Origin of the sequence: Micromonospora inyonensis (assembly GCF_900091415.1) — a bacterium.
GTDB lineage: Bacteria > Actinomycetota > Actinomycetes > Mycobacteriales > Micromonosporaceae > Micromonospora > Micromonospora inyonensis.
Genome location: NZ_FMHU01000002.1, coordinates 155,131 through 167,850 on the forward strand (window position 1 = coordinate 155,131; position 12,720 = coordinate 167,850).

General features: G+C 64.1%; 7 protein-coding genes, 2 tRNA genes and 3 rRNA genes. 9 read left to right on the forward strand and 3 right to left on the reverse strand.

Features of this window, described 5'->3' with window-relative positions; all coding sequences use genetic code 11:
- Positions 1 to 8 precede the first annotated feature (8 nt).
- Positions 9 to 79: transfer RNA gene (locus GA0074694_RS15765), tRNA-Gly, on the reverse strand.
- Between the two features lie 317 nt (positions 80 to 396).
- On the opposite strand from GA0074694_RS15765, the gene GA0074694_RS15770 reads away from it, so the two are divergent.
- The 6 genes from GA0074694_RS15770 (at position 397) to GA0074694_RS15795 (ending at position 5,830) form a co-directional block, all read left to right on the forward strand.
- Positions 397 to 470 (forward strand) — tRNA-Pro (locus tag GA0074694_RS15770).
- Between the two features lie 140 nt (positions 471 to 610).
- Positions 611 to 1,963, forward strand: coding sequence for a trigger factor (gene tig, locus GA0074694_RS15775; RefSeq protein ID WP_091459438.1), 1,353 nt, complete (start codon positions 611 to 613; stop codon positions 1,961 to 1,963).
- Positions 1,964 to 2,133: 170 nt separating this feature from the next.
- The gene (locus tag GA0074694_RS15780; RefSeq protein ID WP_091459439.1) at positions 2,134 to 2,775 is read left to right on the forward strand and encodes an ATP-dependent Clp protease proteolytic subunit; all 642 of its coding nucleotides are present in this window, start codon (positions 2,134 to 2,136) and stop codon (positions 2,773 to 2,775) included.
- A gap of 14 nt (positions 2,776 to 2,789) precedes the next feature.
- Positions 2,790 to 3,452, forward strand: coding sequence for an ATP-dependent Clp protease proteolytic subunit (locus GA0074694_RS15785; protein WP_091459440.1), 663 nt, complete (start codon positions 2,790 to 2,792; stop codon positions 3,450 to 3,452).
- A gap of 209 nt (positions 3,453 to 3,661) precedes the next feature.
- Complete coding sequence (gene clpX / locus GA0074694_RS15790; protein WP_091459441.1) at positions 3,662 to 4,957, forward strand: ATP-dependent Clp protease ATP-binding subunit ClpX; 1,296 nt, start codon at positions 3,662 to 3,664, stop codon at positions 4,955 to 4,957.
- Between the two features lie 75 nt (positions 4,958 to 5,032).
- A complete protein-coding gene (locus GA0074694_RS15795; protein ID WP_091459442.1) occupies positions 5,033 to 5,830 on the forward strand; it encodes a carbon-nitrogen hydrolase family protein in 798 nt (265 codons plus the stop codon).
- Between the two features lie 6 nt (positions 5,831 to 5,836).
- On the opposite strand, the gene GA0074694_RS15800 is transcribed toward GA0074694_RS15795, so the two are convergent.
- Entirely contained in the window at positions 5,837 to 6,067 is a 231-nt protein-coding gene (locus GA0074694_RS15800) for a hypothetical protein (protein ID WP_091459443.1), read from the reverse strand.
- Positions 6,068 to 6,720: 653 nt separating this feature from the next.
- On the opposite strand from GA0074694_RS15800, the gene GA0074694_RS15805 reads away from it, so the two are divergent.
- The 3 genes from GA0074694_RS15805 (at position 6,721) to rrf (ending at position 11,893) form a co-directional block, all read left to right on the forward strand.
- A 16S ribosomal RNA gene (locus GA0074694_RS15805) occupies positions 6,721 to 8,235 on the forward strand.
- 353 nt (positions 8,236 to 8,588) lie between these two features.
- Positions 8,589 to 11,697 (forward strand): 23S ribosomal RNA (locus GA0074694_RS15810).
- A 79-nt stretch (positions 11,698 to 11,776) separates the two neighbouring features.
- A 5S ribosomal RNA gene (rrf, locus tag GA0074694_RS15815) occupies positions 11,777 to 11,893 on the forward strand.
- The 16S, 23S and 5S rRNA genes sit together here, the layout of an rRNA operon.
- Positions 11,894 to 12,028: 135 nt before the next feature.
- Here rrf and GA0074694_RS15820 read toward each other — a convergent pair.
- Positions 12,029 to 12,715 (reverse strand): hypothetical protein, encoded by a 687-nt coding sequence (locus GA0074694_RS15820; RefSeq protein ID WP_091459444.1) that lies wholly within the window; start codon positions 12,713 to 12,715, stop codon positions 12,029 to 12,031.
- Positions 12,716 to 12,720 lie beyond the last annotated feature (5 nt).

Sequence of the window (12,720 nt, forward strand, 5' to 3'; positions counted from 1 at the left end):
AGATGCGGAGCGGGCGACGGGAATCGAACCCGCACCGTCAGTTTGGAAGACTGAAGCTCTGCCATTGAGCTACGCCCGCGTGCGCCCGGTTTCCCGGACGCGCCGACAGCCTACCGCGTGCCCCGGTCCACCGTGCAGCCGGATTCCGTCCCGGACGCCACTCGGCGACGGCAGCAGGAGAGGGGGGCGACGACCGGCGCTGCCCCGCGCGCCGGTCAGCCGGACGGGCCGGGGTCCACCCGGACTTCCGTCGTCCTCCGGGCAGCCTGGTCCACCCGGTGGTCGTCCCGGCGCGGGTTCTGCGGGCCGGTCAGCGGCGGTTTGTGGGAATCTGTCGACCAGTGCGCCGCCCGGACGCCCCGGCCGCGGGCCGACGGCATACACTTCTGGTCGCCACGGGGTGTGGCGCAGCTTGGTAGCGCACTCGCTTTGGGAGCGAGGGGCCGTGGGTTCAAATCCCGCCACCCCGACTGTCGTCCGCGGCCGGGTCGCCAAAGGGCCGCCGTCGCGGTACCTGGGCGGCTGCCGGAGCGTCCGGCCGGCTCGCCTACACTCGATGGGCTGAATCACGCCCAGACTTAAAACCGAGATCCGTTCAAGGAGTACGCCTGTGAAGAGCACCGTCGAGACTCTGAGCCCGACGCGCGTGCGGCTCGCCATCGAGGTGCCGTTCGTCGAGCTCGAGCCGAGCCTCAAGAAGGCGTACCGGGAGATCGGCCAGCAGGTCCAGGTTCCCGGCTTCCGCCAGGGCAAGGTTCCGCCCGCGGTGATCGACCAGCGGGTCGGCCGGGGCGCCGTCCTCAACGAGGCGGTGCAGGAGGCCATCCCGCAGAACATCCTCGCCGCCGTCCGTGAGCACGACCTGAAGACGCTCGGTCGCCCCGAGGTGGAGATCACCGAGTTCAACGACGGCGACAGCCTCAACTTCACCGCCGAGGTCGACGTCCGCCCGGAGCTCACCCTGCCGGACCCGGGCACCATCGAGGTGACCGTCGACGAGCTCCAGATCGACGACAGCGAGATCGACGAGCAGGTCAAGAGCCTGCGCGAGCGGTTCGCCACGCTCAAGACCGTCGAGCGTGCCGCCGGTGAGGGCGACTTCGTCCAGATCGACCTGAACGCCACCGTCGACGGCCAGGACGTGCCGGGCGGGTCCGCGACCAACCTCTCCCACGAGGTCGGCAGCCAGCAGCTCCTGCCCGGCCTGGACGAGGCTCTCGTCGGCCTCGCCGCCGACGAGAGCGCCACCTTCACCACCCAGCTCGTCGGCGGTGACTTCGCCGGCAAGGACGCCGAGGTGACGGTGACCGTCCGCACCGTCAAGGAGAAGGAGCTGCCCGAGCTGAACGACGAGTTCGCCCAGATGGCGAGCGAGTTCGACACGCTCGAGGAGCTCCGTGGCGACGTGCGCGAGCGGATCACCAAGGGCAAGCGGGTCGAGCAGATCTACGCCGCCCGCGACAAGGCCCTGGAGCAGCTCGTCGCCGCGGCCGAGGTGCCTGCACCGGAGGGTGTGGTGCGCGAGGAGGTCGCCAGCCGCAAGCAGGCGATGGTCGACCAGCTCGAGCGGATCGGCGCCTCGCTGGAGGAGTACCTCGCGGCCGAGGAGAAGACCGAGGAGCAGCTCGACGAGGAGCTGACCACGGCGGCGACCGAGGGCGTCAAGATCCAGCTCCTGCTGGACACCCTGGCCGACGCCGACGACGTCCAGGTCTCCGACGACGAGTTCGGCCACGAGATCGTCCACCGGGCGCAGCGCGCCGGGATGCCCCCCCAGCAGTACTACGACCAGCTGGTCCGCTCCGGCGCGGCAGCGGCCATCTTCGGTGACGTCCGGCGCGGCAAGGCGCTGGCCTCGGTGATGGAGCGGGTGGCGATCAAGGATTCGGCGGGCAACGCGGTCACCCTGGACGCCCTCAAGGCCGAGGGTGACGAGGCGCACGACCACGACCACGAGCACTGATCGCGGGGTCGGCCGCCGACCGCCGTTCGCGGTGGTCGGCGGCCGAAACCCTTTTCCGGGTACGGATCCCGGGCAGCTGCGCTGAGAGCGAACAGTGTCCCGACCGTGGGTCTGTCACCCGGTGGAGCGGTTAGTGTCGGGTAAGACGGTACGGAGAGCGAAGGGCTGCCATGACCGACATGCACATCCCAGCGATGCCGCTCCGGGCGATCGAAGCCCGCGGTGGCGACCCCCTTGGCAACCTCGACGACTCGGTCTACAACCGGTTGCTCAAGGAGCGCATCATCTTCCTGGGCAGCGAGGTGACCGACCAGGTCGCCAACCGCATCTGCGCCCAGCTGCTCCTGCTCGCGGCGGAGGATCCGCACCGCGACATCAACCTCTGGATCAACTCGCCGGGTGGCTCGGTCTACTCCGGCATGGCGATCTACGACACCATGCAGTTCATCGACAACGACGTGTCGACCGTGGCGATGGGCATGGCGGCGTCCATGGGCCAGCTGCTGCTCTGCGCCGGCACCAAGGGCAAGCGGTACGCTCTTCCCCACGCGCGGATCATGATGCACCAGCCGTCCGGTGGTATGGGTGGCACGGCTTCCGACATCGCGATCCAGGCGGAGCAGATGCTCTACACGAAGCGGATGTTCCAGGAGCGGGTCGCCTTCCACACCGGGCAGGACCACGCGCAGATCGAGGCCGACTCGGACCGCGACCGCTGGTTCACCGCCCAGGAGGCCAAGGACTACGGCTTCATCGACAAGGTGATCACCGGAGCCACCCAGGTTCCGGAAGGCGCCGGGACCCTGAGCTGATCGAGGAGCTGACGATGACCGACCTGAGCCTGCCACCGCGTTTCGCGCCGGTGCACAACCGCTACGTCCTGCCGTCGTTCGTCGAGCGCACCTCGTACGGGGTGAAGGAGTCGAATCCGTACAACAAGCTCTTCGAGGACCGGATCATCTTCCTCGGCGTCCAGGTCGACGACGCGTCGGCCAACGACGTGATGGCGCAGCTGCTGACACTCGAGGGCACCGACCCGGACCGCGACATCATCATGTACATCAACTCGCCGGGTGGTTCGTTCACCGCCATGACGGCGATCTACGACACCATGCAGTACGTCCGGCCGGACATCCAGACGGTCTGCCTCGGCCAGGCGGCCAGCGCCGCCTCGGTGCTGCTCGCGGCTGGCACGCCGGGCAAGCGGATGGCTCTGCCGAACTCGCGGATCATCATGCACCAGCCGGCCACCGAGGGTGGCTACGGGCAGGGCTCGGACATTGAGATCCAGGCCCGGGAGATCCTCCGGATGCGGACGCAGCTGGAGGAGATGTACGCCAAGCACTGCAACCAGCCGGTGGACAAGGTTCGTAAGGACATCGACCGGGACAAGATCATGACGGCGGAGGAGGCCCGCGAGTACGGCGTGGTCGACACCATCCTCACCAGCCGTAAGAAGGGTCTGCTGGCCGCCAACGCCGCCAGCTGAGCAGTTGGGGGTCGGAGGTCGGCCCGGGGCGTGTTACCGGCCGGCCTCTGACACACCCGTTTTGGGGGTCGGAGAAACCCCCGGCAGCGGGTAACGTCGGTCTGTGCCCCTTCGCCGGGTCGGACCGGCCGGGTGAAGACACGGACACGAGGATCAACGTCCTCAAGCCAGGGCCGGCGTACCGGCCGACGAGTGCAGGGAGAATGTAGGTGGCACGGATCGGTGACGGCGGCGACCTACTGAAGTGCTCCTTCTGTGGCAAGTCGCAGAAGCAGGTCAAGAAGCTCATCGCGGGCCCAGGGGTCTACATCTGCGACGAGTGCATCGACCTCTGCAACGAGATCATCGAGGAGGAGTTGGCCGAGTCCGGCGAGGTGAAGTGGGAAGAGCTTCCCAAGCCGATGGAGATCTGCCAGTTCCTCGACAACTACGTCGTCGGCCAGGACCAGGCCAAGAAGGCCCTGGCGGTCGCGGTCTACAACCACTACAAGCGGATCCAGGCCGAGGCGGCGGGTGCGCCTGGCTCCGGCAGTGACGCCGTGGAGCTGGCCAAGTCCAACATCCTGCTCATCGGGCCCACCGGCTGCGGCAAGACCCACCTCGCGCAGACCCTCGCCCGGATGCTCAACGTTCCGTTCGCCATCGCCGACGCCACCGCCCTCACCGAGGCCGGGTATGTCGGTGAGGACGTCGAGAACATCCTGCTCAAGCTGATCCAGGCCGCCGACTACGACATCAAGCGCGCCGAGACGGGCATCATCTACATCGACGAGGTCGACAAGATCGCCCGCAAGTCCGAGAACCCCTCGATCACCCGGGACGTCTCCGGCGAGGGCGTCCAACAGGCGCTGCTCAAGATCCTTGAGGGTACGGTGGCCAACGTGCCGCCGCAGGGGGGCCGGAAACACCCCCACCAGGAGTTCATCCAGATCGACACCACCAACGTGCTCTTCATCTGCGGTGGTGCCTTCGCCGGCCTCGACCAGATCATCGAGGCTCGCACCGGCCAGGGCGGCACCGGGTTCGGTGCCCGGCTCCGGGCGGTGTCCGAGCGTTCGACCGACGACATCTTCAGTCAGGTCATGCCGGAGGACATGCTCAAGTTCGGGCTGATCCCTGAGTTCATCGGCCGCCTTCCGGTGATCACCAACGTTCGCAGCCTCGACCGCCAGGCCCTCGTGCAGATCCTCACCGAGCCGCGCAACGCCCTGGTCCGGCAGTACCAACGCCTCTTCGAGCTCGACGGGGTCGAGTTGGAGTTCGAGCAGCCCGCCCTGGAAGCCATCGCCGACCAGGCGATGCTCCGCGGCACGGGTGCCCGTGGTCTGCGCGCGATCATGGAAGAGGTCCTCCTCTCGGTGATGTACGAGGTCCCGAGCAACCCGGACGCGGCACGGGTACTGATCACCCGTGAGGTGGTCCTGGAGAACGTCAACCCGACGATCGTTCCCCGCGAGTTCACCGGCCGGCGGGCCCGCCGGGACCGCGAGGAGAAGTCGGCCTGACCGCCGAGCATCGCCCGGAGCGCGGTCCGGGCTCGGGACAGCGCGTACCCGGGCCGCGCCCGTAGGCTGGTGCGCATGCGCGTCGCCGTCTGTCAGCTGAACGCCCGTGAGGACCGGACCGCCAACCTCGCGGCCGCCGAACGTCTCCTGGTCCGCGCCGCCGAGGCCGGCGCCGACCTTGCCCTGCTGCCCGAGTACGTCGACTATCTCGGCCCGGCTGGCGGTCTGCCCGAGCCCGAGTCGGTGGACGGCGCGGTGGGCAGCTTCTTCGCCGAGGTCGCCGACCGGCTGAACATGTGGGTGATCGCGGGCTCGTTCCACGAGCGGGGGCCCGACCCGGAGCACACGTACAACACCTCCCTGGTGTTCGACCGGTCCGGTGCGCTGGCGGCCAGCTACCGCAAGATCCATCTGTACGACGTGGAGATCCCGGGACGGGTCTCGTACCTGGAGTCCGCCACCGTCGCCCCTGGCACCGAGCCGGTGGTGGTCTCGATCGAAGGCCTGCGGGTGGGGCTCTCCATCTGTTACGACCTGCGGTTCCCCGAGCTGTACCGGCAGCTGGCCACCGAGGGCGGTGCGGAACTGCTGGTGGTGCCGGCCGCGTTCATGCTGCACACCGGCCGGGACCACTGGGAGGTCCTGCTGCGTGCCCGGGCCATCGAGAACCAGTGCTTCGTGGCGGCGGCCGGGCAGACCGGCGACCACGAGCCGGGTCGGACGTGTTTCGGCCGCAGCATGGTGATCGACCCTTGGGGCACGGTTGTCAGTCAGCTCCCGGACGGCGCCGGTATCACCACCGCCGACCTCGACCTGGAACGGCTGCGGACGATCCGGGCGGAGCTGCCCAGCCTGGCGAACCGTCGCCTCTGAGCGGGGTCAGGTCTCCTGGAGCAGGACACCGATCACGGCCAGCCCGGCGATGGCCGCGGCGGTGACCAGGAGAGCCGTGGTCATCCGGGAGGGGCCCCGTCGGGCCAGCCGCCGCACCGAGGCCACGACGGCGAGGAGCACGAAGACCGCGATGACCAGCTGCCAGATCGGCAGCAGGAGCCCCAGCAGCGCGTCTTCCGCGAGCACTGTCGTCGGGGACCGTGGTAGGTCAGCCATGTCAGACACTCTGGCACGCGGAGGACCCTCCCGGGGATGCACCAGCGCTTGCGACCTCGTGCGGGCGGTCCCGCCGGCCCGAGGAAGTCGCAGTGATGAACGTTGATTTGCGCCTTGGCGGCGGGACGCGTAACTTTCTCTCTGCAAGCGGGAGGCCGGACAAACTGGCCGAAAGCGAGCACCAGGCCCGGGGTGGAGACGCCGAGCGGGGCTGGATCGGGCGGTGCGGAGTTACCCGGAAAGTTGGGGTTGCGATCGCGAAGCCGACCGGGTAGAGTACCAAAGCCGGCAGGAGCCGGGCGGAACACCGCAGAGCGGTGATCGGCCGGTCTGCGGGAATCCCGCCTCAGAAACGACCCTCGGTAACCGAGGTGCGTCGGAGTGGGTCTGACTGAAGCCAGCAGGAAGAATCTTGAAAGAGCTTCTTGCTTCGGAAGCCGAAGTCAGGTAAGTTGGAGCGGTTGCCCCGGATGGTGCCTGGTGAGGGTTCCGGATGGTGTGTGGTTGTTCTTTGAGAACTCAACAGGGTGCTTGATAAGCCAGTGCCAATTATGATTTATACCCCGGACTGGCTGGGCATGCTTCGGTGTGTCTGGTTGGTTGGGATTCCTTTGGCAACACTTTTGTTGTCGGGACGATTGTTCAACAAGTTTTTGTTGGAGAGTTTGATCCTGGCTCAGGACGAACGCTGGCGGCGTGCTTAACACATGCAAGTCGAGCGGAAAGGCCCTTCGGGGTACTCGAGCGGCGAACGGGTGAGTAACACGTGAGCAACCTGCCCTAGGCTTTGGGATAACCCCGGGAAACCGGGGCTAATACCGAATAGGACCGTCGATCGCATGATCGTTGGTGGAAAGTTTTTCGGCCTGGGATGGGCTCGCGGCCTATCAGCTTGTTGGTGGGGTGATGGCCTACCAAGGCGACGACGGGTAGCCGGCCTGAGAGGGCGACCGGCCACACTGGGACTGAGACACGGCCCAGACTCCTACGGGAGGCAGCAGTGGGGAATATTGCACAATGGGCGGAAGCCTGATGCAGCGACGCCGCGTGAGGGATGACGGCCTTCGGGTTGTAAACCTCTTTCAGCAGGGACGAAGCGTAAGTGACGGTACCTGCAGAAGAAGCGCCGGCCAACTACGTGCCAGCAGCCGCGGTAAGACGTAGGGCGCGAGCGTTGTCCGGATTTATTGGGCGTAAAGAGCTCGTAGGCGGCTTGTCGCGTCGACTGTGAAAACCCGCAGCTCAACTGCGGGCCTGCAGTCGATACGGGCAGGCTAGAGTTCGGTAGGGGAGACTGGAATTCCTGGTGTAGCGGTGAAATGCGCAGATATCAGGAGGAACACCGGTGGCGAAGGCGGGTCTCTGGGCCGATACTGACGCTGAGGAGCGAAAGCGTGGGGAGCGAACAGGATTAGATACCCTGGTAGTCCACGCTGTAAACGTTGGGCGCTAGGTGTGGGGAGCCTCTCCGGTTCTCTGTGCCGCAGCTAACGCATTAAGCGCCCCGCCTGGGGAGTACGGCCGCAAGGCTAAAACTCAAAGGAATTGACGGGGGCCCGCACAAGCGGCGGAGCATGCGGATTAATTCGATGCAACGCGAAGAACCTTACCTGGGTTTGACATGGCCGCAAAACCGGCAGAGATGTCGGGTCCTTCGGGGGCGGTCACAGGTGGTGCATGGCTGTCGTCAGCTCGTGTCGTGAGATGTTGGGTTAAGTCCCGCAACGAGCGCAACCCTCGTTCGATGTTGCCAGCGCGTTATGGCGGGGACTCATCGAAGACTGCCGGGGTCAACTCGGAGGAAGGTGGGGATGACGTCAAGTCATCATGCCCCTTATGTCCAGGGCTTCACGCATGCTACAATGGCCGGTACAATGGGCTGCGATACCGTGAGGTGGAGCGAATCCCAAAAAGCCGGTCTCAGTTCGGATCGGGGTCTGCAACTCGACCCCGTGAAGTCGGAGTCGCTAGTAATCGCAGATCAGCAACGCTGCGGTGAATACGTTCCCGGGCCTTGTACACACCGCCCGTCACGTCACGAAAGTCGGCAACACCCGAAGCCGGTGGCCCAACCCTTGTGGAGGGAGCCGTCGAAGGTGGGGCTGGCGATTGGGACGAAGTCGTAACAAGGTAGCCGTACCGGAAGGTGCGGCTGGATCACCTCCTTTCTAAGGAGCACCTTCCACCGAAGGGTGGTAAGGAGCCCGCGACCTGCGAATGTCGGGTCGGGGTGCTCGATGGCGGAGACACTGGTGAGTTTTTCCCTGGCAACGGCCGGAATCTTCTAGTACGCATCTCTTCGGGGGTGGTGGAACGGGGGTTGTGGTGCGGCTGGGGAGGGGCGGATGGCACCCTGTTGGGTCCTGAAGGAACAACCCGTGGTGGTTGGTTCTTCTAGGCGATTACTGCCAGGCATGACCTGGTCTCGCAAACCGGATCCGTGTGGGTTTAGGTGTGGGATGTGGTGGGTTGTGGGTTGGTCGTTGGTTGAGAATTGCACAGTGGACGCGAGCATCTTTGTGGTCAAGTTGTCAAGGGCGAACGGTGGATGCCTTGGCACCAGGAGCCGATGAAGGACGTGGGAGGCCGCGATAGGCCTGGGGGAGCTGTCAACCAAGCTGTGATCCCAGGGTGTCCGAATGGGGAAACCTGGCATCAGTCATGTGATGTCACCTGCACCTGAACACATAGGGTGTATGGGGGGAACGCGGGGAAGTGAAACATCTCAGTACCCGTAGGAAGAGAAAACAAATAGTGATTCCGTGAGTAGTGGCGAGCGAAAGCGGATTGAGGCTAAACCGGCTGCGTGTGATACCTGTCAGGGGTTGCGTGGTCGGGGTTGTGGGACCCTGCTGAACATGCTGACACGTGTTCGAGGAGTTATAAAGTCAGTGGCTAGCCGAACAGTCTGGAAAGGCTGACCGTAGGCGGTGAGAGTCCGGTAGGTGAAAGTTGCTGACCTTCTGTGGGTGTTCCCGAGTAGCGGCGGACTCCTGAAATCTGCCGTGAATCTGCCAGGACCACCTGGTAAGCCTAAATACTTCCTGGTGACCGATAGCGGACAAGTACCGTGAGGGAATGGTGAAAAGTACCCCGGGAGGGGAGTGAAATAGTACCTGAAACCGTTCGCCTACAATCCGTCGGAGCCTTGCGGGGTGACGGCGTGCCTTTTGAAGAATGAGCCTGCGAGTTAGTGGCATGTGGCGAGGTTAACCCGTGTGGGGGAGCCGTAGCGAAAGCGAGTCTGAATAGGGCGTTTTTAGTCGCATGCTCTAGACCCGAAGCGGAGTGATCTAGCCATGGGCAGGCTGAAGCGCGGGTAAGACCGCGTGGAGGGCCGAACCCACCAACGTTGAAAAGTTGGGGGATGACCTGTGGTTAGGGGTGAAAGGCCAATCAAACTCCGTGATAGCTGGTTCTCCCCGAAATGCATTTAGGTGCAGCGTCGCGTGTTTCTTGCCGGAGGTAGAGCACTGGATGGTCTAGGGGGCCCACAAGCTTACCGAAATCAGCCAAACTCCGAATGCCGGTAAGTGAGAGCGCGGCAGTGAGACTGCGGGGGATAAGCTTCGTAGTCGAGAGGGAAACAGCCCAGATCACCAGCTAAGGCCCCTAAGCGTGTGCTAAGTGGAAAAGGATGTGGGGTCGCATAGACAACCAGGAGGTTGGCTTAGAAGCAGCCACCCTTTAAAGAGTGCGTAATAGCTCACTGGTCAAGTGGTTCCGCGCCGACAATGTAGCGGGGCTCAAGCACACCGCCGAAGCTGTGGCATTCACATTTTTACTTCGCCAGGCCTTGATGTCTGGTGCAGGTGTGTGGATGGGTAGGGGAGCGTCGTGCCGGGGGTGAAGCATCCGAGTGATCGAGGTGTGGACGCGGCACGAGTGAGAATGCAGGCATGAGTAGCGAAAGAAGGGTGAGAAACCCTTCCGCCGGATGACCAAGGGTTCCAGGGCCAGGCTAATCCGCCCTGGGTGAGTCGGGACCTAAGGCGAGGCCGAGAGGCGTAGTCGATGGACAACGGGTTGATATTCCCGTACCCGCGAAAGAGCGTCCCTGATGAACCTCGTTGTGCTAACCACCCGAGCCTGGTGAGGTCTTCGGACTGATCTGGGGGAGCGTGGGAACCTGGCGGGTAGTAGTCAAGCGATGGGGTGACGCAGGAAGGTAGCTGAGCCCGGCCGGTGGTTGTGCCGGGGTAAGCGTGTAGGCCGCACCATAGGCAAATCCGTGGTGCATGGGGCTGAGACGTGATGCCGAGCCGATTCAGGTGAAGTCAGTGATCCTATGCTGCCGAGAAAAGCCTCTAGCGAGTTCTTAGCGGCCCGTACCCCAAACCGACACAGGTGGTCAGGTAGAGAATACCGAGGCGATCGGGCGAACTGTGGTTAAGGAACTCGGCAAATTGCCCCCGTAACTTAGGGAGAAGGGGGGCCGGAGACGTGAAGCCCCGCGCGGGTGGAGCGTTGTATGGCCGCAGAGAGCAGGGGGAAGCGACTGTTTACTAAAAACACAGGTCCATGCGAAGAAGTAATTCGATGTATATGGACTGACGCCTGCCCGGTGCTGGAACGTTAAGGGGACCTGTTAGCTCTTCGGGGCGAAGCGGAGAACTTAAGCGCCAGTAAACGGCGGTGGTAACTATAACCATCCTAAGGTAGCGAAATTCCTTGTCGGGTAAGTTCCGACCTGCACGAATGGCGTAACGACTTCCCCACTGTCTCAACCACAGGCCCGGCGAAATTGCAGTACGAGTAAAGATGCTCGTTACGCGCGGCAGGACGGAAAGACCCCGGGACCTTTACTATAGCTTGACATTGGTATCCGAATTAGCTTGTGTAGGATAGGTGGGAGCCGGTGAAGTCCGTACGCCAGTACGGGTGGAGGCAATCTTGAAATACCACTCTGGTTGATTTGGGTATCTAACTTCGGACCGTTATCCGGTTCAGGGACAGTGTCTGGTGGGTAGTTTAACTGGGGCGGTTGCCTCCTAAAAGGTAACGGAGGCGCCCAAAGGTTCCCTCAGCCTGGTTGGCAATCAGGTGTTGAGTGCAAGTACACAAGGGAGCTTGACTGTGAGACTGACAGGTCGAGCAGGGACGAAAGTCGGGACTAGTGATCCGGCACTTGCGAGTGGAAGCGGTGTCGCTCAACGGATAAAAGGTACCCCGGGGATAACAGGCTGATCTTCCCCAAGAGTCCATATCGACGGGATGGTTTGGCACCTCGATGTCGGCTCGTCGCATCCTGGGGCTGTAGCAGGTCCCAAGGGTTGGGCTGTTCGCCCATTAAAGCGGTACGCGAGCTGGGTTTAGAACGTCGTGAGACAGTTCGGTCCCTATCCGCCGTGCGCGTAGGATACTTGAGAAGGGCTGTCCCTAGTACGAGAGGACCGGGACGGACGAACCTCTGGTGTGCCAGTTGTCCCGCCAGGGGCACGGCTGGTTAGCTACGTTCGGAAGGGATAACCGCTGAAAGCATCTAAGCGGGAAGCTCGCTTCAAGATGAGGTATCCCACCATCTTCGGATGGGTAAGGCCCCCAGCTAGACGACTGGGTTGATAGGCCGGAAATGTAAGCCCGGTAACGGGTTCAGTTGACCGGTACTAATAGGCCGAGGACTTGACTACATACTTTTTGCTTCGCGTCCACTGTGTGATTCACGGCTAACGAACGACCTGGACCGGTTGTTTGATATGTCGATAGTGTTACGGCGGTCATGGCGGAGGGGAAACGCCCGGTTACATTCCGAACCCGGAAGCTAAGCCCTCCAGCGCCGATGGTACTGCACTCGGGAGGGTGTGGGAGAGTAGGACACCGCCGGACTTCTTTCAACGAGGGCCACCCCGATATCGGGGTGGCCCTCGTTGTATTTCCCGAGTGATTCGGCGCCCCTCGCCCGAGTCGTCCGCCGGGCGGCACCTCTGGAGCCGGGCCGGCGGACGGTGCCGTGGTGCGGGGTCACGCCCTGGTCTGGATGCCCTCGCGGATCCGGCGGAACAGCGTGCCCGCCGCGTCGACCGGTCGCCCCGGGAACATCCCCATCGCGACGCTGCCGTGGTCGGCCCACCCGCAGACCGCGAAGTCGCCGCCCTCACCGCTGGTGGTGCCGCACTTCATCACCCCGGCGAGGCGTCCGGCCGGCACCTCGCGCAGGCCCTCCACCGCTCCGGTCTCGTCGGTCATCATCCCGAACAGGGCGTCCAGCTCCCGTTCCGGCTGCCAGAGCAGCGTGGTGCCGCCGAAGACGAGCACGGACTTCCGCTCGTCCGCAGGGTCCTGGTAGACCACGCCGAAACTGCGGTCCAGTTGGATGCTGGCGGCGAACCCGCTGCGCAGGTAGTCCGCCGTGCTCCGGGCCCGCTCGCTGTCGTCCTGCCGGAGCCCGGCGACCTCGGGGCGTACCGTCACGTCGGTGTCCTTCTGCTGTGCCACCCGCCAGCCGAACGTGCCGAAGGCGGCGGTGCCGAGCAGCCCGACGGCGAGCCCGGCCCCCATGGCGATCTTCCAGCGTCGCGACCGGGGGGCGCGCGGCGTGCTCTCCTCGGGGTCCGGGTCGGGGTGGCCCAGCCGGATCGGTTCCATGGTGAGGTCGAGCGGCTCTGACTGGTCGGGCAGCGAACGCTCGGACAGGTGTGCGTCGGACATGTCCG

Bases quoted from the DNA above. Each gene is read 5' to 3' on its own strand.
- GA0074694_RS15780 (WP_091459439.1), top strand. From the start codon at position 2,134: ATGACCGACATGCACATCCCAGCGATGCCGCTCCGGGCGATCGAAGCC.
- GA0074694_RS15785 (WP_091459440.1), top strand. From the start codon at position 2,790: ATGACCGACCTGAGCCTGCCACCGCGTTTCGCGCCGGTGCACAACCGC.
- GA0074694_RS15795 (WP_091459442.1), top strand. From the start codon at position 5,033: ATGCGCGTCGCCGTCTGTCAGCTGAACGCCCGTGAGGACCGGACCGCC.
- GA0074694_RS15800 (WP_091459443.1), bottom strand. From the start codon at position 6,067: ATGGCTGACCTACCACGGTCCCCGACGACAGTGCTCGCGGAAGACGCG.
- GA0074694_RS15820 (WP_091459444.1), bottom strand. From the start codon at position 12,715: ATGTCCGACGCACACCTGTCCGAGCGTTCGCTGCCCGACCAGTCAGAG.